19 protein-coding genes are annotated in these 20,785 nt (G+C 71.9%); 4 read left to right on the plus strand and 15 right to left on the minus strand.

All coding sequences use genetic code 11. The annotated features are described in order from the left end of the window. Positions 1 to 96: 96 nt before the first annotated feature. On the plus strand, positions 97 to 720 hold the full coding sequence (locus ACFVHO_RS12260; protein ID WP_385712750.1) for a DUF1016 N-terminal domain-containing protein: 624 nt from the start codon (positions 97 to 99) through the stop codon (positions 718 to 720). Here the strand turns inward: ACFVHO_RS12260 and ACFVHO_RS12265 are convergent. After that, on the minus strand, positions 670 to 2,121 hold the full coding sequence (locus ACFVHO_RS12265) for a condensation domain-containing protein (protein WP_385712752.1): 1,452 nt from the start codon (positions 2,119 to 2,121) through the stop codon (positions 670 to 672). The two genes, ACFVHO_RS12260 and ACFVHO_RS12265, sit on opposite strands and share 51 nt — an antisense overlap. Before the next feature lie 212 nt (positions 2,122 to 2,333). Continuing rightward, positions 2,334 to 4,856, minus strand: coding sequence for an ATP-dependent Clp protease ATP-binding subunit (locus ACFVHO_RS12270; protein ID WP_385712754.1), 2,523 nt, complete (start codon positions 4,854 to 4,856; stop codon positions 2,334 to 2,336). 466 nt (positions 4,857 to 5,322) lie between these two features. Between ACFVHO_RS12270 and ACFVHO_RS12275 the strand changes: the two genes are divergently transcribed. Then, entirely contained in the window at positions 5,323 to 6,006 is a 684-nt protein-coding gene (locus ACFVHO_RS12275) for an SCO3374 family protein (RefSeq protein ID WP_385712756.1), read from the plus strand. Here ACFVHO_RS12275 and ACFVHO_RS12280 read toward each other — a convergent pair. The 10 genes from ACFVHO_RS12280 to ACFVHO_RS12325 all read right to left on the minus strand — a co-directional run bounded on the left by ACFVHO_RS12280 (position 5,985) and on the right by ACFVHO_RS12325 (position 15,502). Beyond that, positions 5,985 to 6,323 carry an Lsr2 family protein gene (locus ACFVHO_RS12280; protein ID WP_030361021.1) on the minus strand — a complete coding sequence of 113 codons (339 nt, stop codon included), beginning with the start codon at positions 6,321 to 6,323 and terminating at the stop codon, positions 5,985 to 5,987. The two genes, ACFVHO_RS12275 and ACFVHO_RS12280, sit on opposite strands and share 22 nt — an antisense overlap. A 225-nt stretch (positions 6,324 to 6,548) precedes the next feature. Next, complete coding sequence (locus ACFVHO_RS12285) at positions 6,549 to 7,142, minus strand: amino-acid N-acetyltransferase (protein WP_385712758.1); 594 nt, start codon at positions 7,140 to 7,142, stop codon at positions 6,549 to 6,551. Positions 7,143 to 7,151: 9 nt separating this feature from the next. After that, entirely contained in the window at positions 7,152 to 7,634 is a 483-nt protein-coding gene (locus ACFVHO_RS12290) for a BlaI/MecI/CopY family transcriptional regulator (RefSeq protein ID WP_385712759.1), read from the minus strand. A 165-nt stretch (positions 7,635 to 7,799) separates the two neighbouring features. Then, the gene (locus ACFVHO_RS12295; RefSeq protein WP_030361024.1) at positions 7,800 to 7,979 is read right to left on the minus strand and encodes a hypothetical protein; all 180 of its coding nucleotides are present in this window, start codon (positions 7,977 to 7,979) and stop codon (positions 7,800 to 7,802) included. 14 nt (positions 7,980 to 7,993) lie between these two features. Next, positions 7,994 to 8,746, minus strand: a complete 753-nt coding sequence (locus ACFVHO_RS12300; protein ID WP_385712971.1) for a hypothetical protein — start codon at positions 8,744 to 8,746, stop codon at positions 7,994 to 7,996. A 983-nt stretch (positions 8,747 to 9,729) separates the two neighbouring features. After that, positions 9,730 to 10,536 (minus strand): type III pantothenate kinase, encoded by an 807-nt coding sequence (locus ACFVHO_RS12305; protein ID WP_385712761.1) that lies wholly within the window; start codon positions 10,534 to 10,536, stop codon positions 9,730 to 9,732. Further along, positions 10,536 to 11,543, minus strand: a complete 1,008-nt coding sequence (gene nadC / locus ACFVHO_RS12310; protein ID WP_385712763.1) for a carboxylating nicotinate-nucleotide diphosphorylase — start codon at positions 11,541 to 11,543, stop codon at positions 10,536 to 10,538. The genes ACFVHO_RS12305 and nadC overlap by 1 nt, the downstream gene beginning before the upstream one ends. 5 nt (positions 11,544 to 11,548) lie before the next feature. Further along, a complete protein-coding gene (locus ACFVHO_RS12315; RefSeq protein ID WP_385712765.1) occupies positions 11,549 to 13,252 on the minus strand; it encodes an L-aspartate oxidase in 1,704 nt (567 codons plus the stop codon). Between the two features lie 91 nt (positions 13,253 to 13,343). Further along, positions 13,344 to 14,468 carry a pantoate--beta-alanine ligase gene (gene panC, locus ACFVHO_RS12320; protein ID WP_385712767.1) on the minus strand — a complete coding sequence of 375 codons (1,125 nt, stop codon included), beginning with the start codon at positions 14,466 to 14,468 and terminating at the stop codon, positions 13,344 to 13,346. Then, on the minus strand, positions 14,465 to 15,502 hold the full coding sequence (locus ACFVHO_RS12325) for a Rossmann-like and DUF2520 domain-containing protein (RefSeq protein ID WP_385712973.1): 1,038 nt from the start codon (positions 15,500 to 15,502) through the stop codon (positions 14,465 to 14,467). Before ACFVHO_RS12325 ends, panC begins: the two co-directional genes overlap by 4 nt. Positions 15,503 to 15,712: 210 nt before the next feature. Between ACFVHO_RS12325 and ACFVHO_RS12330 the strand changes: the two genes are divergently transcribed. Then, positions 15,713 to 16,942, plus strand: coding sequence for a threonine aldolase family protein (locus ACFVHO_RS12330; protein ID WP_385712769.1), 1,230 nt, complete (start codon positions 15,713 to 15,715; stop codon positions 16,940 to 16,942). On the opposite strand, the gene ACFVHO_RS12335 is transcribed toward ACFVHO_RS12330, so the two are convergent. After that, complete coding sequence (locus ACFVHO_RS12335) at positions 16,902 to 17,138, minus strand: hypothetical protein (RefSeq protein WP_385712771.1); 237 nt, start codon at positions 17,136 to 17,138, stop codon at positions 16,902 to 16,904. The genes ACFVHO_RS12330 and ACFVHO_RS12335 overlap by 41 nt on opposite strands. Before the next feature lie 301 nt (positions 17,139 to 17,439). Here ACFVHO_RS12335 and ACFVHO_RS12340 point away from each other — a divergent pair, with 301 nt between their 5' ends. Beyond that, entirely contained in the window at positions 17,440 to 18,549 is a 1,110-nt protein-coding gene (locus ACFVHO_RS12340; RefSeq protein ID WP_385712772.1) for a DUF5937 family protein, read from the plus strand. A 31-nt stretch (positions 18,550 to 18,580) separates the two neighbouring features. Here the strand turns inward: ACFVHO_RS12340 and ACFVHO_RS12345 are convergent, their stop codons facing one another. Then, a complete protein-coding gene (locus ACFVHO_RS12345; RefSeq protein WP_030361035.1) occupies positions 18,581 to 19,255 on the minus strand; it encodes a response regulator transcription factor in 675 nt (224 codons plus the stop codon). Positions 19,256 to 19,417: 162 nt separating this feature from the next. Beyond that, on the minus strand, positions 19,418 to 20,620 hold the full coding sequence (locus ACFVHO_RS12350) for a sensor histidine kinase (RefSeq protein ID WP_385712774.1): 1,203 nt from the start codon (positions 20,618 to 20,620) through the stop codon (positions 19,418 to 19,420). Positions 20,621 to 20,785: the final 165 nt, after the last annotated feature.

Here is a 20,785-nt window from a genome sequence, read left to right on the forward strand (position 1 = left end):
CCCCCGGACCCGAACACCCACCCCACCCCCACACGTTCGGATGATCCACCCCCGATCCTCCTCCCGCACACCACCCCCCGAGCGACCCTCGACCTCATGCGCAAGGACACCGACACGATGGCTTCCGCCCCACCGGACCCCGCACCGTCGGCGTACGACGACTTACTCACGCGGGCCGACGGCAGCGTCACCGCCGCGCACGCGCGGGCCCAGCGCGCCGTGAACGCCGAGCTGGTGCAGGCGTACTGGCAGATCGGCAGTCTCCTGCTGGCCCGACAGGAGCAGGGCCGGGACGCCGACCTCGTGGCGCGGCTCGCCGCCGACCTGAAGGCGGCCCACCCGAGCCAACGCGGCTTCTCCCGACGGAACCTGACGCACATGCGCAAGCTGGCCCGCACCTGGCCGGGCCAGATCGCACGGCGACCCGTCGCCCAGCTCCCCTGGGGCCACGTCGTCGTACTGATGGAGCGCCTGGAGTCCCGCGCGGAGCTGGAGTTCTACGCCGCCGAGGCGGTCCGGCACGGCTGGTCGCGCGCCGACCTGGACCGGGCGATCCGCGAGCACCGGCACCGCGCGCGGGCGGGTGCCCCGCCGGACCCGGACGTCACGCTCCCGGAGGGCTCGCCCGCGCTCGCGGAGCTGGCCGGGGACCCGTTCCGCCTGGACTTCCTACGGCTCGACGGACACGGCGTCGACGCGGCGGGGCCGGGGCACCGCTGAGCCGCCGACGTGCGCGCCGTGGCGGGCCACGGCGACGACGGTCTCCCGCAGCCGCTCGACGTACAGCCGCATGTTCTTGGCCGCGAGGTCGGTGTCCGGGTAGCGGCCCGCGAACTCCAGGCCTTCGTGGAGCCGGTTGACCCAGGCGCACGCCTTGTCCCCGTACGACACCCTGACCAGGCCGTACGCCTTCAGCTCGGCCCAGCGCGCGGAGCCGACGATGCCCCGGGCGTCGACGAACGAGACGATCGAGTAGAGGTCGGACGACGTCGGCCGGAACTCCGAGCCGAGCAGCCGCAGGACCCGGGCGATGGGCATGCGCGCCAGCGACCTGTTGGCCCGCAGCTCGCCGCGCACGCAGTGCAGGGCGCTCTCGAAGTCACGCGCCCGCGCCGCGGGAACCTCGATGGGCGCGCCGCCGACGTACCACCCCACGGAGTCGAGCCACTGCGACTTCACACGGGTGTGGAACGGCACGATCGTGCGGTAGACGGGCTGCCCGCTGATCTCGTGGGCGATGAGGCTGGTGGCGGCGAGGACACCGACGAGAGTCCCGCCGAAGGGACGGCAGTACGCCTCGAACGCGGCGGCGTCGTCCGCGTCCACCAGCTTCTCCCGCATGAGTTTCTGCGTGGGCATCCGGGCGGACGGATCAAGACCGGGATCGACGGGGAATTCCGGCAGCTTTCCACCGCACCGTTTGATGAATTCCCGCCAACGGTCGACGATCGCGTGCGTTCCGTCGATACGGTCCGCGTCCGCGCGCTCGCTCTCGCAGAAGTCGATGTAACTGCTGATCGGCGTCCGCTCCACCACGCGGCCTTCCAGACCGGCCGCGTAAAGCTCATGGATCTCGGCGGGGATCCGCTGGATGGAGTACGAGTCGACATTGCTGTGGTCGAACGCCAGGTACACGCTCGTGCAGTCCTCCCGCACCACCGCCGTGTAGAGGAAGTTCGGCCAGTTCAGCGCGTCCGCGACCTCGTCGAAGCGATCCTGGAGACGCCGCACCAGTTTGTCCGCGTCGGGGAAGTCGCCGACCACTTCGCGGTGCAGCGACACGGCTTCGGCGGCGAAGGTGAACCGGCGCATTTCATCACCGACCCAGCGGAATCCGCTGCGCAGCGTCTCATGCCGGCGCGTCCAGTTCCGCAGGGCGTCCTGGAGTACGTCGAGATCGACGGCGCCCGGAATGTCGAAGGCCGTACCGAGCCAGGTCGGCACGAAGAGGCCGTCGGCGCGCACGGACCGCGCCGTCCGGACGTGGGACTCCTGGACGTACGCCGGTGGTCGGGCGTCGTCCGGCAGCTCGGCCGCCCGGTCGACCGTCGCCGGGTCGAGTGTCCATTCGACGAGCCGTCCGGGGCGTACCTCGCAGCGCTGGAGGTCGGTCATGCGCACTGGGCGTCTCCGTTCATCGGGCGTGGGGGGTTCGGGAACGCGCCCTCTGGGCCCAGCGGGAGCGCGCCCTTGGGGCCCAACGAGATCGCCCACCGCCGGGAAACGCCGGACTGTGGAAGCCGTGGAAAGGAAGGGGGGCGGTCATGGGAAAAGGGGCTGCCCCGGACCGATTCCTCGGTCCGGGGCAGCCCCCGCGGCGCGCCCTGTGCGGGCTACGCCTCCTTGCTCAGGTTCGGCCCGCCGCTGCCGGCGGACTCGATCGGCGGCACGTCCGGAAGCGCCGCCTTCTCCTCGCCGCGGAAGGTGAACGTGGCGTTCTCGCCCTCGCCCTCCGTGTCGACGACCACGATGTGGCCGGGGCGCAGCTCACCGAAGAGGATCTTCTCGGAGAGCGTGTCCTCGACCTCGCGCTGGATGGTGCGGCGCAGCGGCCGGGCACCCAGGACGGGGTCGTACCCCTTCTTGGCGAGGAGCTCCTTCGCGGACTGGGAGAGCTCGAGGCCCATGTCCCGGTCCTTCAGGCGCTCGTCCACCTTGCTGATCATGAGGTCGACGATCTGGAGGATGTCGTCCTGGCTCAGCTGCGGGAAGACGACGACGTCGTCCACGCGGTTGAGGAACTCGGGCCGGAAGTGCTGCTTCAGCTCGTCCGAGACCTTGTTCTTCATGCGCTCGTAGTTGGACTTCGTGTCGCCCTGGGCGGCGAAGCCCAGGTTGAAGCCCTTGGAGATGTCCCGCGTGCCGAGGTTGGTCGTCATGATGATGACCGTGTTCTTGAAGTCCACGACCCGGCCCTGGGAGTCGGTCAGACGACCGTCCTCCAGGATCTGCAGGAGCGAGTTGAAGATGTCCGGGTGGGCCTTCTCGACCTCGTCGAAGAGGACGACCGAGAACGGCTTGCGGCGGACCTTCTCCGTGAGCTGACCGCCCTCTTCGTACCCGACGTAGCCGGGGGGCGAGCCGAAGAGGCGCGAGACCGTGTGCTTCTCGCTGAACTCCGACATGTCGAGGGAGATCAGCGCGTCCTCGTCGCCGAAGAGGAACTCGGCGAGCGCCTTGGACAGCTCGGTCTTACCGACACCGGACGGACCGGCGAAGATGAACGAGCCGCCGGGACGCTTCGGGTCCTTCAGACCGGCGCGCGTACGCCGGATCGCCTTCGAGAGCGCCTTGACGGCGTCCTTCTGGCCGATGACGCGCTTGTGGAGCTCGTCCTCCATGCGCAGCAGGCGGCTCGACTCCTCCTCGGTCAGCTTGAAGACCGGGATGCCGGTGGCCGTGGCGAGGACCTCGGCGATCAGCTCGCCGTCGACCTCGGCGACGACGTCCATGTCGCCGGCCTTCCACTCCTTCTCGCGCTTGGCCTTGGCGGCCAGGAGCTGCTTCTCCTTGTCGCGGAGGGAGGCGGCCTTCTCGAAGTCCTGCGAGTCGATCGCGGACTCCTTGTCGCGGCGGACGCCCGCGATCTTCTCGTCGAACTCGCGGAGGTCCGGCGGCGCGGTCATCCGGCGGATGCGCATCCGGGAACCGGCCTCGTCGATCAGGTCGATCGCCTTGTCCGGCAGGAAGCGGTCCGAGATGTACCGGTCGGCGAGCGTCGCGGCCTGCACGAGGGCCTCGTCCGTGATCGAGACACGGTGGTGGGCCTCGTAGCGGTCGCGCAGGCCCTTGAGGATCTCGATGGTGTGCGGGAGCGACGGCTCCGCGACCTGGATCGGCTGGAAGCGGCGCTCGAGGGCCGCGTCCTTCTCCAGGTGCTTGCGGTACTCGTCGAGCGTCGTCGCACCGATGGTCTGGAGCTCACCGCGGGCCAGCATCGGCTTCAGGATGGAAGCCGCGTCGATGGCGCCCTCGGCGGCACCCGCACCCACGAGCGTGTGCAGCTCGTCGATGAACAGGATGATGTCGCCGCGGGTGCGGATCTCCTTGAGGACCTTCTTCAGGCGCTCCTCGAAGTCACCGCGGTAGCGCGAGCCCGCGACCAGGGCGCCGAGGTCCAGGGTGTAGAGGTGCTTGTCCTTGAGGGTCTCGGGCACCTCGCCCTTGACGATGGCCTGGGCGAGGCCCTCGACGACGGCGGTCTTGCCGACGCCGGGCTCACCGATCAGGACCGGGTTGTTCTTCGTACGACGGGACAGCACCTGCATGACCCGCTCGATCTCCTTCTCGCGCCCGATGACCGGGTCGAGCTTGGACTCACGAGCGGCCTGGGTGAGGTTCCGGCCGAACTGGTCGAGGACCAGGGACGTGGAGGGCGTGCCCTCGGCAGGACCGCCGGCGGTGGCGGTCTCCTTGCCCTGGTATCCGGAGAGCAGCTGGATGACCTGCTGCCGCACCCGGTTGAGATCGGCGCCCAGCTTGACCAGGACCTGGGCGGCGACGCCCTCGCCCTCACGGATCAGGCCGAGCAGGATGTGCTCCGTGCCGATGTAGTTGTGGCCCAGCTGAAGGGCCTCGCGGAGCGACAGCTCCAGGACCTTCTTGGCACGGGGGGTGAAGGGGATGTGGCCGGACGGGGCCTGCTGCCCCTGGCCGATGATCTCCTCCACCTGCTGGCGGACCGCCTCGAGCGAAATCCCGAGGCTCTCCAGGGCCTTAGCGGCGACACCCTCACCCTCGTGGATCAGGCCCAGGAGGATGTGCTCGGTGCCGATGTAGTTGTGGTTGAGCATCCGGGCTTCTTCCTGAGCCAGGACGACAACCCGCCGCGCGCGGTCGGTGAACCTCTCGAACATCGTTAATCGCTCCTCAGAGCGGTCAGGCAGTAAGGGGACGCTCCCCTCCCTGTCCTTCCGCAGCTTAGTCCCGCAAGCGGGGACCGCTCATTCCAACTGCCGACACCCGTCCGGATCACCCTCACTACCGTAGGGAACGGTTCCTGACTCCAACGCCGACACATGCTCCAACCTGATGGTGCGAGACGATGTTCCCGCAGGCCAAGCAGTTACCCTCGCCATCAGTACGCCGTTGGCGAACGTGAGACGCCTGAACGCTGCGTGTCGCCCCTCCCCACTAGGGATGTCTTACCCGTATGCACTGACACTCCATGCAGCGCGCACTGGTTCCCTCCGCTACGGGCGAACACCCTTGCGCTGCGAAGTACGCCCGCACGCCCCTTTTTCGGCCACCGTGCGCAGTCGCGTCGGCACCCAGCGTGACGTGAGCCGTAACTCCAGTGTGCCCCGCGCTGTTGCTCCGAACATGGCCCTCAGCGTTCCTCACCCCAGGCCGCCGGTCGACCGGCGTACGGCGCCGGATCCGGCGGGGCGGCGTGTGCCGCGCCAGTGGGACGCGGCGGCGGCCGGATTCTGGGATCCGGCGGCGGTGCGGTGCTGGTACGAGAACGGGCTCGGCTGGGCCGTGGCTCCGGGGCCGGACGTCCGGCTCGTCACGGGGCTGCGTTTCGACGTGCTGGAAATGCCCGCTCAGGCGGGTTTCGCGGCGCTGCGGCAGCTGGGCCCGAAGGCACCCGTGGCCCTGCACGGGGAGACGATGCGGCTCTTCGTGGCCGCGGGCAGCGCGGACGAGCTGCCGGGGCTGCTCGACTGGCTGGAGTGGGGGGACATCCCCCTGGACCTCAGGGCGATCGGCGCGGGCGGTCTGATCGACGCGCCGACGCCGCCCGGCGCGGTCGGCCCGTCGGGGGCCGCCGTGTGGCTGCGGCCCCCCGAGCCCGGCCACGAGGTGGAGCGAACCCTGCCGTCACTGACGGCGCTGCCCGGCCTGGCGCCGAGCGTCGCCCTGGCCACGGGCGGCAGCGGAACCGACCCCCATTCCGGCTCCGCCGCGGGCTCCGACCTCGTACGGCTCGTGGACACGGCGGCCACTGCGTGCCACCGGGTCCGGCTGCGGCGTGCGAGCAGTCAGCCGTTGGCCTTGTCGTAGGCCTCGCGGATGGACGCGGGGACGCGGCCGCGGTCGTTGACCTCGAAGCCGTTGTCCTTCGCCCAGGCGCGGATCGCCGCCGTGTCCTGGTTGCCGCCGCCCACGGCGGCGGCGCGCGCCTTGCCACGGCCGCTGGCACGGCCGCCGGTGCGACGACCGCCCTTGAGGTAGGGCTCAAGGAGACCGCGGAGCTTGTCCGCATTGGCGGTGGTGAGATCGATCTCGTACGACTTGCCGTCCAGCGCAAACGTCACGGTCTCGTCCGCCTCGCCGCCGTCGAGGTCATCGACAAGAAGGACCTGAACCTTCTGTGCCACCGGATTTCCTTTCATCGATAACTTCAGGGCCGGACCATGCGGGGTGAGCCGCCGAATCGCCGCCCCCTGTTATATGCAGCACTGCAGTACGTCGGAAAGCAAACCGCTTTTCCCGGAAAAACACAAACCCCTGGGAGAGACCGGCTGCACGAGATCCCGGGAAACATGCGCGTTTCGGACATAGGGCACCTGGGCAGGTGACTGCCCGGAATACCTCCGTCACGATCACAGATGCAGAAGCATCCGGCTGTTGCCCAAGGTGTTCGGTTTCACTCGTTCGAGGCCGAGGAACTCGGCGACGCCCTCGTCATAGGAACGCAGCAGCTCGCTGTAGACATCTGTGTCGACGGTATCGACGGGCGTCTCGCCGATCTCCACGAAGCCGTGCTTGGCGAAGAAGTCGACTTCGAAGGTGAGGCAGAATACCCGCCGGACACCGAGCCATCGAGCGGTCTCAAGCAGCTTTCCGAGCAGCTGATGACCCACACCCGCGCCCTTGACCTGTGGATTCACCGCGAGCGTCCGTACTTCGGCGAGGTCTTCCCACATCACGTGCAACGCGCCGCACCCGACCACCGTCGCCCCATTGCCGTTGCCGTCCGCGCGTTCCGCGACCCAGAACTCCTGGATGTCCTCGTAAAGTGTGACGGTCGCTTTGTCGAGCAGGACGCCCCGGCGGACGTACGAGTCCAGCAGGTCCCGGACGGCGGGCACATCGGCGGTGCGGGCCCTGCGCACGGAGACCGCATTTGCCGGGAGCGTGCCGTGCGCCCCGAGTTCGCCGGGCGCCGGAGGGAGTTCGTCGGGCTGTGCTGGCATGAGCGGACGCTATCGTTCGGGCTCCGGCTCGGGGCCGCCGGGGTTCTGAGGCCCTTCAGGGCCTCCCGGTCCTCCCAGTTCGCGTTCGGCCGCTTCGGCCTTGCGATCCGCTTCGTCTTCCCTGCGAACCGCGTCGCCTTCCACCATGCGAACGGCGTCGCTGAGCGCTTCCCGCTGCGAGGGTGACATCATGCCGAAGAAGGCGACGAGAGCCGCCGCCGGGTTGTCACTCTGCGACCAGGCGTCGTTCATCAGTGCGGCGGCATACGCGGCCCGCGTGGAGACCGCCTCATATCGATAGGCCCGGCCTTCCGCTTCGCGGCGCACCCAGCCCTTCTGATGGAGATTGTCCAAAACGGTCATGACCGTCGTGTACGCGATGGACCGTTCCTGCTGAAGGTCTTCCAGGACTTCTCGAACGGTCACGGGGCGGTTCCACTTCCACACCCGCGTCATCACTGCGTCTTCGAGTTCTCCCAAGGGGCGAGGCACAGCTGAACAATAGTGGGCGAGGCCCCTAATGGCGTGATGGACGTGGCATACCGGTCATTTCCGCAACAAAAAGGGCGCACGACTCGGTGGAGTCATGCGCCGGGGCGGCGCCCCGCGCCCCGGTGGGGGCTCGGGGTGCCGCGTGTGCGGCGGTGCGGCCGTCGCTCAGGCGTCGCTGGTCTTCGTGGTCTGGCGGACGGCCTCCGTGCGGGCGATCGCCGCGTCGACGGCGGCGTCCTCCTTGGCCTTGTTGGCGCCGCCCTGGGTCTTGACGATCGTCACGATGAGGCCGACGAAGAACACGGCCATCACTACGGGGGGCACGAGCGCGGAGACGTAGTCCATGCCCCCCAGCGTAGCTAGCCCGCCGCGAGGCGCTGCGACGGGGCGGCGGGCGGGGCCGGACGTTTGGGCGGGAACACCTCGGCCGGCGTCGGCACGGGGCGGGGGCGCTCCTGCGGGGTCGCTGGGCGCTCGGCCGGGGGGTGGGGGCGGGGTGCGGGCTTCTTCTCGCCGTCGTCGTCGGCAGCGGCGGCGAGGCCGCCGGGCAGGGCGAGGAGGCGGGTGCGGGACGGGGGGACGGTGGGGCGGGGTCTGATCCGGGCCGTCTCGTCGACTTCGTCGACCTCGCGGGTCTCGCGGATCTCATGGGTCTCGCGGGTCTCACGGATCTCGCGGGTCTCGCGGATCTGGGTGGCGGCTGCGGGGGCGGTCGCCGCTGTGGCCGCCGTCGACGCCGCGAGGCGGGCTCGTACGGCTCGTTCCGCGAGCACCCGGCAGCGGTCGAGGAGCGCCGCCGCGTGCGGGTTGCCGCGCAGGGCGCGCAGTGCCGCGAGGTCGTCCGCGCCCGGCCGGTACCCGGTCGCGAGCACGTCCTCCAGGAGTTCCAGATACCCGGCCGCCGTGCCGGGCAGCGCCGCCCGGTAGCGCGCGAGGTCGGCCACCAGGAAGGCGCGCAGCCGGGCGCCCTCGCGCACCGCCTCGTCGATGTCGTCGGCGAGGCGCACGCAGTCCTGCACGGCCTGGTCGTCAAGGGCACGAACGGTGCTGGGGTGCAGGGCGTTGGCCAGCGCACGGCGGAGCACTCGCAGCTCCTGCGCACCGAAGGCCATGCCGCCCCGGGATCCGTATGGCGTGGGCATGGGGTGACGATACGCGCTGGGGGAACAAAATCCTCTTAACGGACACCTGGGCGTGGCCTGAGGGCCTTGGGGGACGAGGTTGGTGTGGGTCTGTGGGTGTCCCCTTCGGGTGGGACGGGGGCGCCGTCGGTCGCGCTGCGCGCTCGTCCTCAAGCGCCGGACGGGCTGATATTGCTGGTCGTCGCCTTCCCGTGGGACAGGGCGCCGTCGATCGGCCTGCGGCCTCGTCCTCAAGCGCCGGACGGGCTGATATTTGCTGGTCGTCGCCTTCCCGTCGGACGCGGCACCGCCGATCGGCCTGCGGCCTCGTCCTCAAACGCCGGACGGGCTGGAAGTACCTCGTCGTTCCCTGAATGCCGGACGGGCTGGAAGTGCCTCGTCGTTCCCTGAATGACGGACTGGCTGGAAGTGCCTCGTCGTTCCCCGAATGCCGGACTGGCCGGGGGTGGCTGGTTGTTGGCCGGGTCAGTCCTGGCGGCGGCGGGTGGTGGCGAAGGCTACTGCGCCTATGCCCAGGGCTCCCGCTGCCGCGGCCACGATCCAGGGGAGTATGCCTGCGCCGGTTTCGGCCATGCGGTCCGTGGGGGTGGGGGCCGTCGGAGATGTGGTCGAGGTCGGTGTCACCGTCGCCGTCGGCGTTGGTGTCGTGGTTTGGGTGGGCGGCGGGGGCGTCGACGGCGTCAGGGACAGCGAAGCGGAGATGGCCGGGGTGGTCGTCGCCGTCGCTGTTGCTGTTTCCGTCGCCGGGGATGCCGTCAGTGACACCAGCGCTGCTGCCGCCACGACGCACAGGCGTGCCTTGCCCTTCATCCGCCCCACACTCTTCAGCCACCCGCACCAGACACCCGGTCAGAACCCCTCCCAGCACAGACTCTTGGACGGGCGCACTGGTTGTCTCGCGGACGCGAGAAGTTGGCGTCGAGGCGCCGCACCCGGCGGCGTGAAACGCGCGGTCAGCCGCGGGACACGTTCCGTTCGTAGACCAGGCGCAGGCCGATCAGCGTGAGCCACGGCTCGTGGTGGTCGATGACGGACGCCTCGCCGAGCACCATCGGCGCGAGCCCGCCCGTCGCGATCACGGTCACGTCCTCGGGGTCGGCGTCCGGCCCCGCGAGCTCGCGCGCCATGCGCCGTACGACGCCGTCGACCTGGCCCGCGAAGCCGTACAGGATGCCCGACTGCATGGCCTCCACGGTGTTCTTGCCGATGACGCTGCGCGGCCGCGCCAGCTCGATCTTGCGGAGCTGCGCGCCGCGTACGCCGAGGGCCTCCACGGAGATCTCGATACCGGGCGCGATGACGCCGCCCGCGTACTCCCCGCGCGCGGACACCGCGTCGAACGTCGTCGCCGTACCGAAGTCCACGACGATCGCGGGGCCTCCGTAGAGCTCGACCGCGGCGACCGCGTTGATGATGCGGTCGGCGCCGACCTCCTTGGGGTTGTCCATGAGGATCGGGACGCCGGTCTTGATGCCGGGCTCCACGAGGACGGCGGGCACGTCTCCGTAGTAGCGCCGGGTGACCTCGCGCAGCTCGTGCAGGACGGACGGGACGGTGGCGCAGATCGCGATGCCGTCGATGCCGTCGCCGAGTTCGTCGCCGAGGAGCGGGTGCGTGCCCATCAGGCCCCGCAGGAGCACGGCGAGTTCGTCGGCGGTGCGGCGGGGGTCGGTCGAGATGCGCCAGTGCTCGACGACGTCCTCGCCGTCGAACAGGCCGAGGACCGTCTGCGTGTTGCCTACGTCGATGGTGAGCAGCATCAGCTGCTCACCTCTCCGGAGACCCGCGCCTCGCGGAGGTCGAGGCCGATGTCGAGGATCGGGGACGAGTGCGTGAGGGCGCCCACCGCGAGGTAGTCGACGCCCGTGCGCGCGTACGCCGCGGCGTTCTCCAGGGTGAGGCGGCCGGAGGACTCCAGGAGCGCGCGGCCGCCGACGAGGGCCACGGCCTCCTCCGTCTCGCCGGGCGTGAAGTTGTCCAGGAGGATCAGGTCGGCGCCCGCGTCGAGGACTTCGCGCAGCTGGTGCAGGGTGTCCACCTCGACCTCGACGGGCACGCCGGGGAACATCTCCCGTACGGCCTTGAAGGCCTGTGCCACGCCGCCCGCGGCGACCACGTGGTTGTCCTTGACGAGGGCCGCGTCGGCGAGCGACATGCGGTGGTTGACGCCGCCGCCCGCGCGGACCGCGTACTTCTCCAGGGAGCGCAGTCCGGGGGTCGTCTTGCGGGTGTCGCGGACCTTGGCGCCGGTGCCCTCCAGGGCGTCCGCCCACGCGCGCGTGGCGGTGGCGATGCCGGACATGCGGCACATCAGGTTCAGCGCGCTGCGCTCGGCCGTCAGCAGGTCGCGGGTGCGGGTGGTGACGCTCAGGAGCACGTCACCGGCCTCCACGCGCTCGCCGTCCTCGAAGTGCCGCTCCACCTCGAACTCGTCCTCGCAGACGACCGACAGGACGGCCTCGGCGACGCGCAGGCCCGCGACGGTGCCCGCCTGGCGCGCGGTGAAGTCGCCGGTGGCCACGGCGTCCTCGGGGATGGTGGCGACCGTCGTGACGTCCACGGCGTCCGGCGAGAACTCCATGTCCTCGGCGATGGCGAGGTGCGCGATGTCCTCGACCTGGACGGGGTCGAGTCCCGCGTCCTCCAGCATCCGGGCGAGCGTCGGGTCGAGGCCGCACTCCAGGGCGTCGTGCGCCGCGTCGCCGCAGCCGCAGCCGTCGCCGCAGCCGCCGGTGCCGTCGGCGAGGGGGAGGTCGGTGGTGCTCACGTCGGTCACTGCTCCTGGGTGCTGGGGAAACGGGCGGTGTCGGTGGTGCGGGTGGTCAGGGTCCTGTCGGGGTTCAGGCGTACGACGATGTGGCGGGCCCACGCCGCGTCGTCGCGGTCCGCGTGGTCCTCGCGCCAGTGGCAGCCCCGAGTCTCCTCGCGCTGCCTGGCCGCCGCCACCAGGACGCGGGCCACGCACAGCAGGTTGGTGGTCTCCCAGGCGTCGACGCCGGGCTCGGCGGTCTTGCCGTCCTCGGCGAGCGCGCCCGCCGCGTCCGCGTGCACGGCGGCGAGCCGGTCGGCGGCCGCCGCGAGGGACGCGGCGGAGCGGAGGACTCCGGCGCCCTCGGTCATCACCCGCTGGATGGTGAAGCGGGCCTCCGGGGGCAGCAGGGGGTGGGCGGGCCGACGCGGGGGCGCCGGGTCGGCGGGCACGCGCGCGTGGAGGGTGCCTCCGGCGTGCCGGGCGACGATGTCCTCCGCGATGCGCTCGGCGTAGACCAGGCCCTCCAGGAGGGAGTTGGAGGCGAGCCGGTTCGCGCCGTGCACGCCGGTGCAGGCGACCTCTCCGCACGCGTACAGGCCCGCCACGGTGGTGCGGCCGTGCGGGTCCGTGCGGACGCCGCCGGAGGCGTAGTGGGCGGCCGGGGCGATCGGGATGGGCTCGGTGACGGGGTCGATGCCGTGGCTGCGGCAGGCCGCGAGGATCGTCGGGAAGCGCTTCGCCCACATGTCGGCGCCGAAGTGGCGGGCGTCCAAGTACATGTGCGAGGTGCCCAGTTCCTGCATGCGGCGCGTGATGCCCTTGGCGACGATGTCGCGCGGCGCCAGCTCGGCCAGCTCGTGCTGACCCACCATGAAGCGCACGCCGTCGGCGTCCACCAGGTGGGCGCCCTCGCCGCGCACCGCCTCGGAGACGAGCGGCTGCTGGCCCTCCGCGTCGGCGCCCAGGAACAGCACGGTCGGGTGGAACTGCACGAACTCCAGGTCGGAGATCTCGGCGCCCGCGCGCAGGGCGAGCGCGACGCCGTCGCCCGTGGACACGGACGGGTTGGTGGTCGCCGAGAAGACCTGGCCCATGCCGCCGGTGGCGAGCACCACGGCGGGCGCGCGGACGGCGCCCACGCCGTCGTGCTGGCCCTCCCCCATGACGTGCAGGGTCACTCCGGCCGTGTGCCCGTCGGCGTCCGTCAGGAGGTCGAGGACCAGGGCGTTCTCGACCGTCGGTATGCCCTGTGCGCGGACCGCCTCGACGAGGGCGCGGGAGACCTCCGCGCCGGTCGCGTCGCCGCCCGCGTGCGTGATGCGGCGGCGGTGGTGGCCGCCCTCGCGGGTGAGCGCGAGGCCGCCGTCGGCCGACTCGTCGAACCGGGCTCCGGTCGCGATCAGTCGGCGTACGGCGTCGGGGCCCTCGGTGACGAGGACGCGCACCGCCTCCTCGTCGCACAGGCCCACGCCCGCCACGAGGGTGTCGTCCAGGTGCTGCTCGGGGGTGTCGCCCTCGCCGAGTGCCGCCGCGATGCCGCCCTGCGCCCAGCGCGTGGAACCGTCGTCGAGGCGCGCCTTGGTGACGACGACGGTCTTCAGGCCGGCCGCCGAACAGCGCAGCGCCGCGGTCAGACCGGCCACTCCGGAGCCGACGACCACGACGTCGGCTTCGAGCGACCAGCCGGGCGCGGGGGCGTACAGGCGTATGCCGGTGGCACTCATACGGGGGCTCCGATCCGGGTCGGGCTGGTGGCGGTGGTGCCGCACGGGCGCGCGCTCATGCGGGGGCTCGGGCGCGGGTGCGTGCGGGGGCTCATGCCGGGGCTCCGAACGTCAGGGGGATGTTGTCGATCAGGCGGGTCGTGCCGACCTTGGCGGCGACGGCCAGGATCGCCTCGCCCCGGTGGCCGGAGGTGATCTCCTGGAAGTCGGCCGGGTCGACCAGCGCCAGGTAGTCCACGACGAGCGGCGGTCGCAGCCGCCTGGCCTCGTCGAGCACCTGCAGCGCGGCCGCGCGGACCGCGTCGGGACCCGCGGGCCCCGCCGGGACGGCCTGGGCGAGGGCGTGCGCGTCGGCGGCCGCGCGGGCCTCGCCGAGCGCGTTGAGACCGTCCACGCGCGCGTGGGTGGCGGGGGCGAGGGCGGCCCGGGCGCGCAGCGCCTCCTGGGCGGCGTGCCGGTCGCGGCCCGCGAACAGGGCGCGGGACAGCGCGAGCGCCGTGCGGCGCTCCTCGGGCGACAGGTAGCGGTTGCGGCTGGAGCGGGCGAGGCCGTCGTCCTCGCGGACCGTGGGCACGCCGACGATCTCCACGTCGAAGTTCAGGTCCCGCACCATGCGGCGGATCACGGCGAGCTGCTGGGCGTCCTTCTGCCCGAACAGCGCCACGTCGGGCGCCGTCAGGTGCAGCAGCTTGGCGACGACGGTCAGCACGCCGTCGAAGTGCCCGGGGCGCGTGGCTCCTTCGAGGACGGTGCCCATGGGGCCCGCGGTGACCCGGACCTGGGGCTCGCCGCCGGGATAGACCTCCTCCGCGGCGGGGGCGAACACGACGTCCGCACCGGCCTGGGACGCGGTCTTGATGTCGGCTTCGAGGGTGCGCGGATAGCGGTCCAGGTCCTCGCCCGCGCCGAACTGCAGCGGGTTCACGAAGACCGTGACGACGACCTCGCCGCCGGGCCCGGCCGCCTGCCGTGCCGTGCGGACCAGCGTGGCGTGGCCCTCGTGCAGGGCGCCCATGGTCATGACGACGACGCGGCGCCCGGCGCGGGGACGGGCGCGGAGGTCCGCCGCGGTGTGCAGGAGGGCGGTGTCGCGGGGGGCTTCCTGGGCGCCGGGGGCGTCTTGGGGTGTCTGGGGTGTCTGGGGTGTCTGGGGTGCCACAGGCACCTCGGGCTCCTGGGGCTTCTGGGGCACCTGGGGGTTCGAATCCTCGGTCATCGGTCCCCTCCGTAAGAGCCGTCCGAATCGTCCGAGCCGTCCGTACCGTCCGAGCCGTCCGTACCGTCCGAGCCGTCTGTGCCGTCCGAGCCGTCTGTGCCGTCCGTGCCGTCGCTGCGGAACCCGTCAGCGCCACCCGGACCACCCGGACCACCCGCGCCGCCCGGACCCCCCACCCCGTTCACCCCGCCCGCGAGCACCCCGAGCAGGTCCTCGGCGAGTTCCGGCTTGAGGAGGCCGTGGGCGAGGGCGCGGTCGGCCGTCGCGCGGGCCATCGCCAGGTACCCGGCGACGGTCTGCGGCGCGTGCTTGCGCAACTCGGCGACGTGCGCGGCGACCGTGCCCGCGTCGCCGCGCGCGACGGGCCCGGTGAGGGCCGCGTCACCGGAGCGCAGGGCGTTGTCGAGGGCCGCGCCGAGCAGCGGGCCGAGCATGCGGTCCGGGGCCTCGACGCCCGCGTCGCGCAGCAGCTCCATGGACTCGGCGACCAGTGTGACCAGGTGGTTCGAGCCGAGCGCGAGCGCCGCGTGGTAGAGCGGGCGGGCCTCCTCGGCGATCCACTCGGGCTCGCCGCCCATCTCGATGACCAGGGCCTCCGCGGCGAGCCGCAGCTCGTCGGGGGCGGTCACGCCGAAGGAGCAGCCGGCCAGGCGCTGTACGTCCACGGGGGTGCCGGTGAACGTCATCGCCGGGTGCAGCGCGAGGGGCAGGCCGCCGGCGCGCAGGGCGGGTTCGAGCACCTTCGCGCCGTACCGCCCGGAGGTGTGCACCAAGAGCTGTCCCGGGCGCACCGCGCCCGTCTCGGCGAGGCCCTCGACCAGGCCCGGCAGGGCGTCGTCCGGCACGGTGAGCAGGACCAGGTCGGAGCGCTCGAGGACCTGGGCGGGCGAGACGAGCGGGACGTCGGGCAGCATGACGGCGGCGCGCCGCACGGAGCTGTCGGACACCCCGGAGGCGGCCACCGGGCGGTGCCCGGCGAGCTGGAGCGCCGACGCGAGCGCCGGACCTACGCGGCCCGCTCCGACGACGCCCACGGTGAGCCGCGCGGGGCGGTCCCTGGGGTCCTTCCGGGGCTCCGGACGCTGCTCCGGCCGGTGGGATGCGTTCACGCGATGAGGCCTTCCGTTCCAGTCCGCTCGGGGTACCGGACGATTTCTCGTCATGCTAACGCTATCCGTCGACGGGGCGCCGTCGACTGTCCACAGGCTGTGGGCATTCGTACGACCGCGCGCGATGATCTGTGGATGACCGCATACGACAAGCCGGACGACCCCAGCGAGCCGGACGAGTCTGCCGTACCGGACAAGTCCGCCGCTCCGGACGCCCCCACCGCGCCGCGGGAGCCCGCCGGACCGGACGCCCGCGCGCGCCGGATCGCCGCCGCCCGCGGCGCCGAACGCCTCCTTACCCGCTCCCCCATGACCGTGACCCTGGCCGAACGCGTCACGGCCCTGGCCGAGGGCGTCGCCGACGTCACGGACCCGGACCGGGTGAGCGACATGTACGGCGACGGCGTGGTGGCCGACCTGGAGGACGAGGTCGCGCGGCTGCTCGGCAAGGAGGACGCCGTCTTCTTCCCCACCGGCACGATGGCCCAGCAGGTCGCGCTGCGCTGCTGGGCGGGGCGTACAGGGAACGCGACCGTGGCCCTGCACCCGCGTTCGCACCCGGAGGTGCACGAGGCGGGCGCCCTCTCCGTGGTGAGCGGTCTGCGTACCGTGCACCCCACGGACGAGCCGCGCTCCCCCACGGCCGACGAAGTGCGTGACTTCGAGGAGCCGTTCGGGACGCTGATGCTCGAACTTCCGCTACGGGAGGCCGGTTTCGTCCTGCCCAGCTGGCAGGAGCTCACGGACGTGGTGGCGGCGGCGCGCGAACGGGACGCCGTCGTGCACCTCGACGGGGCGCGCCTGTGGGAGTGCACTACGCACTTCGGCCGCCCGCTGCCGGAGATCGCGGCGCTCGCGGACAGCGTGTACGTGTCGTTCTACAAGTCGCTCGAAGGCATCGCGGGCGCCGCGCTGGCCGGGCCGCAGTCGCTGACCGACGAGGCGCGCGCCTGGCGGCACCGGTACGGCGGCCTGATGTTCCAGCAGTCCCCGACCGCCGTGTCGGCCCTGCTCGGCCTCAAGCACGTCCTGCCGCGCCTGCCGGAATACGTCGCCCACGCGCGCGTGGTCGCGGACGCGCTGCGCGAGGGGTTCGCGGCCGCACGGGTGCCGTGGTTCCGGGTGCACCCCGATCCGCCGCACACCCACCAGTTCCAGGTCTGGCTGCCGTACGAGCCCGACGTCCTGAACGAGGCGGCGCTCACGCAGGCCGAGGAGACCGGGACCCAGCTGTTCTGGCGCTGGTTCCCGGAGGGTCCGCCGGGCCTGTCCGTCACGGAGGTCACCGTGACCGGCCCGGGCCTGGCGTGGAAGCCCGACGACGTCAGGGAAGCGGTCGCGGAGTTCGTGCGCCGCCTCCCCTGAGCCCGCGCAGCAGCCGCCCGGCCGCGGCCCGGAAGCGTCCGTGCGCCGGACGTTCGTGGACGACGGCGTTGAAGCGGCCGTAGTCGCGCACCTCCCGCACGACCTGCCAGTCGCAGACACCGGGCGCGGGCGGCGTCCGCTCCCCGAGCTGGGCGGCGCGGTAGCTGTCGAGGAGGTACTGCTGGGTGACACTCATGGCGTAGACCTTTCATGAGAAATGTTACTTAACGGACACCGAAGGGGTGAAGGGGTAGGCGACGACGAGACGGGGGGGGAATCCAGCCCGTCCGGCGATTGAGGACGAGCGCGAAGCGCGACAGACGGCGACACAGGCCGACGTTCAGGCCACGCAGAGGGCGACACCATCGGCACCCGGTGCGCCGCCGGACCACGGCGACAACCCCACCCTGCGCCGGGCCGGCAGGCCACGTCGCGTCGATTGACGCCAGTCGTCAATCGACGACGGCGTTGTCAGTGGCGCGGTGCACCATGGGGTCATGAGCGTGAGCATCGACATCACCGGCCTGACGCCGGAGCGGGTCCATGTCGTGCCCTCGCCCCTCGCCGAGCTGGGCATGGCGCTGCACGCGCTGTCCGAGCCCGGTCACCACCCGGGGCTGCAGGGCTGGGCGACGGCCGTCTCCACGCGCCTCGACCCGTGCCTCGCGGACCGCATGTGCGAGGCGGACTTCCTGTGGCGGACGACGTTCTCGGACGTCTTCGCGCCGTTCGCGGGCATCCCCGGCAAGACCACGCTCCCCGGCGCCACCCTCGCCGAGGAGCTCGACCTCCTGGACAAGCTCACGGACCAGCAGTTCGTGGACGCCGCCCTGGAGTTCACCTGCCAGCTGGCGTACGACACACAGCGCGCGACGGACCCGCTGAACGACCCGGAGACGCGCCGCCACGCCCTGGAGCTCGCCGCGGCCCGCGGTGACCACCAGGTGCGGTTCACCAAGCGGCTCCTGGACGACCCGCCCGCCGTGCGGGCCTGGTTCCGGCAGCTGATGGAGGACTGCGACGAGGCGTTCTTCGCGGACACCTGGTCGCGGGTCAGCCATCAGCTCGCGGCGGACGCCCGGCACAAGACGGACCTGCTGCGCCGCAAGGGCCTCGGCGAGGCGCTGAACGCCATCTCCGGAGCGGTGGCCCTGGACGAGGACGCCCGCAGGATCACGATCGACAAGATGGCCGTGGGCCAGACCAGGACGGGCGAGGGCGGCCTGGTCCTGGTGCCGACCAGCCTCGGCTGGCCGCATCTGCTGGTCCTGCACCGGTTCGGCTGGCAGTCCTCGATCACGTATCCGGTGAACTCCCCGGGACTCGCCGCCCCCGCCTCCGTGGAGCAGCTCACGCGCCGCATGGCCGCCCTGTCCCACCCGGTCCGGATGCGCCTGTGCCGCCACCTGGCCCGCGGGTCGTACACCACGGGGGAGCTGGCCGACGCGCACGGCATGACGGCCCCGGAGATATCCCGGCACCTGAGCGTCCTGAAGAAGGCCGAGCTGATCACGACCCGCCGCCGCGGGCGGTACGTGCAGCACCAGCTCGACCTGGGTGTGGTCTCCCGCCTCGGCAGCGAGTTCATCGAGGGCGTCCTGCGCTGACGCCGCGCGGCACGCCGCCCCGGGGGCGGGGTCAGCCCGTCCCGCCGCCCGCCCGCACCAGACCCGTCTCATAGGCAAGCACCACGACCTGCACCCGGTCGCGCAGCCCGAGCTTGGTCAGGATGCGGCCCACATGGGTCTTCACGGTCGCCTCGGACAGCACGAGCCGCGCCGCGATCTCGCCGTTTGAGAGGCCCTGGGCGACGAGCACCATGACCTCGCGCTCGCGCTCGGTGAGACGCCCCAGCTCCTTGTGGTGCGGCTGACTGCCGGTGCCCGGCAGCATCGGGGCGAAGCGGTCGAGCAGCCGCCGCGTCGTGGACGGCGCGACGACCGCGTCGCCGCTGTGCACGGCCCGGATGGCGGCGAGCAGCTCGGCGGGCGGCACGTCCTTGAGCATGAAGCCGGAGGCGCCCGCCTTCAGCCCCGAGAAGGCGTACTCGTCGAGGTCGAAGGTGGTGAGGATCAGCACCTTCGGCGGTTCGGCGGCGGCACAGATGCGCCGCGTCGTCTCGACGCCGTCCAGCTTCGGCATCCGGACGTCCATCAGGACCACGTCGACCGCCGTGGAGCGCAGTTCCTGCAGCGCCTCGACGCCGTCACCGGCCTCCGCGACGACCTCCATGTCCGGCTGCGCGGCGAGCACCATCCGGAACCCGGTGCGCAGCAGCACCTGGTCGTCGACGAGCATCACGCGGATCGACATCAAGGAGTCCCTTCACGGCCTTCGTGCACGGCCTTCGTGCATGGCCTTCATGGATGGGTCGTCCGTCCATCATCGCGGACGGAGCGGGGGCTCGGTGCGGCGGATGCGCGGGGCACGCCCCGCGCGCGCACGGCATGCGCGGCGGCACATCACTGACAGGTGTCAGTGTGCGGGTTTCAGTGGCAACAGAGCACTGATGCGGAATCCGCCGCCTGGACGCGGGCCCGCGTCCAGGGTGCCGCCGACCATGCCGACGCGCTCGCGCATGCCGATCAGGCCGTGACCGCTGCCGTCGGCGCCGCCGTCCTCGTACAGCTCGTGCGGCGCGCCCTTGCCGTCGTCCTCGACGAGCAGCCCCAGGCCGTCGTCGAAGTAGACGAGCCGGACGCTCGCCCCGGCGTTCTCGCCGCCGTGCTTGCGGGTGTTGGTCAGCGCCTCCTGGACGATGCGGTACGCGGTGAGCTCGACGCCGCTGGGCAGCGGGCGCGGGGTGCCCTCCACCCGGAAGTCGACCGGCAGACCCGCGCCGCGGACCTGCTCTATCAGCTCGTCGAGCTGTTCCACGTCCGGCTGCGGGACGTACTCCCCGCTCTCCTCGGGCTCGCCGGTGCGCAGCACGCCGAGCAGCCTGCGCATCTCCGCGAGCGCCTGGCGGCCGGTGCCCGAGATGGTGGCGAGGGCCTGCTTGGCCTGGTCGGGGGCGGCGTCGAGGACGTACGCGGCGCCGTCGGCCTGCACCACCATCACGGAGACGTTGTGCGCGACGACGTCGTGCAGCTCCCGGGCGATGCGGGCGCGCTCGGCGGCGACCGCGACCTTGGACTGCGCCTCGCGCTCCTTCTCCAGGCGGTCCGCGCGCTCCTCGAGCTGGGCGAGGTAGGCGCGGCGGGTGCGGATGGAGTCGCCGAGCACCCAGGCGAGCGCGAACGGCACCACCATGAAGACCATGAACAGGAGGTTGCCCCAGACCCCCGACGAGCCCTCCGGCCAGCGCAGCTGCGACAGCGGCGCCGCCGAGAGCCCTCCGGCCAGGGCGAACCGCGAGGCCCACCGCGGGCCGTCCGCGGCCGCCGTGTAGATGATCACGAGCATCGCGAAGTTGGCCGGTCCCGGCTCCACGTCGAAGACCATCTGCAGGACGCCGATCCCGGCAGCCAGCAGCAGCATCCGGTCGGTCCACCGGCGCCGCAGCGCCACCACCAGGCACAGCCCGATGATGACCGGAATCGACGCGAGGGCCGGGTCGCGGCCGTCAGCCTCCGCGACGGCCACCGCGCCAAGCCCGGAGATCCCGAACAGGACGAACGCCCAGAAGGCGTCGACTCCCGTCGGGTGTCTGCGGAGAAAGTCATAGAGGCGCTGCACGTAACCCAGCGTAGGCAACCCGTCGGGCCCCTCGGGTCAACCGGAGGTCCGATCCGTACGGCCGCCTCGTACTCCCCAAGGTGGAGGCCCGCATACCCTTCTCGCTGTGACGAATGAGGTACGGGGAGCACCGCGAGCGCCAGGCGGCGCGCCGCGCGCCTGGCG

The organism is Streptomyces sp. NPDC127108 (assembly GCF_042677545.1).
Classification (GTDB): domain Bacteria; phylum Actinomycetota; class Actinomycetes; order Streptomycetales; family Streptomycetaceae; genus Streptomyces.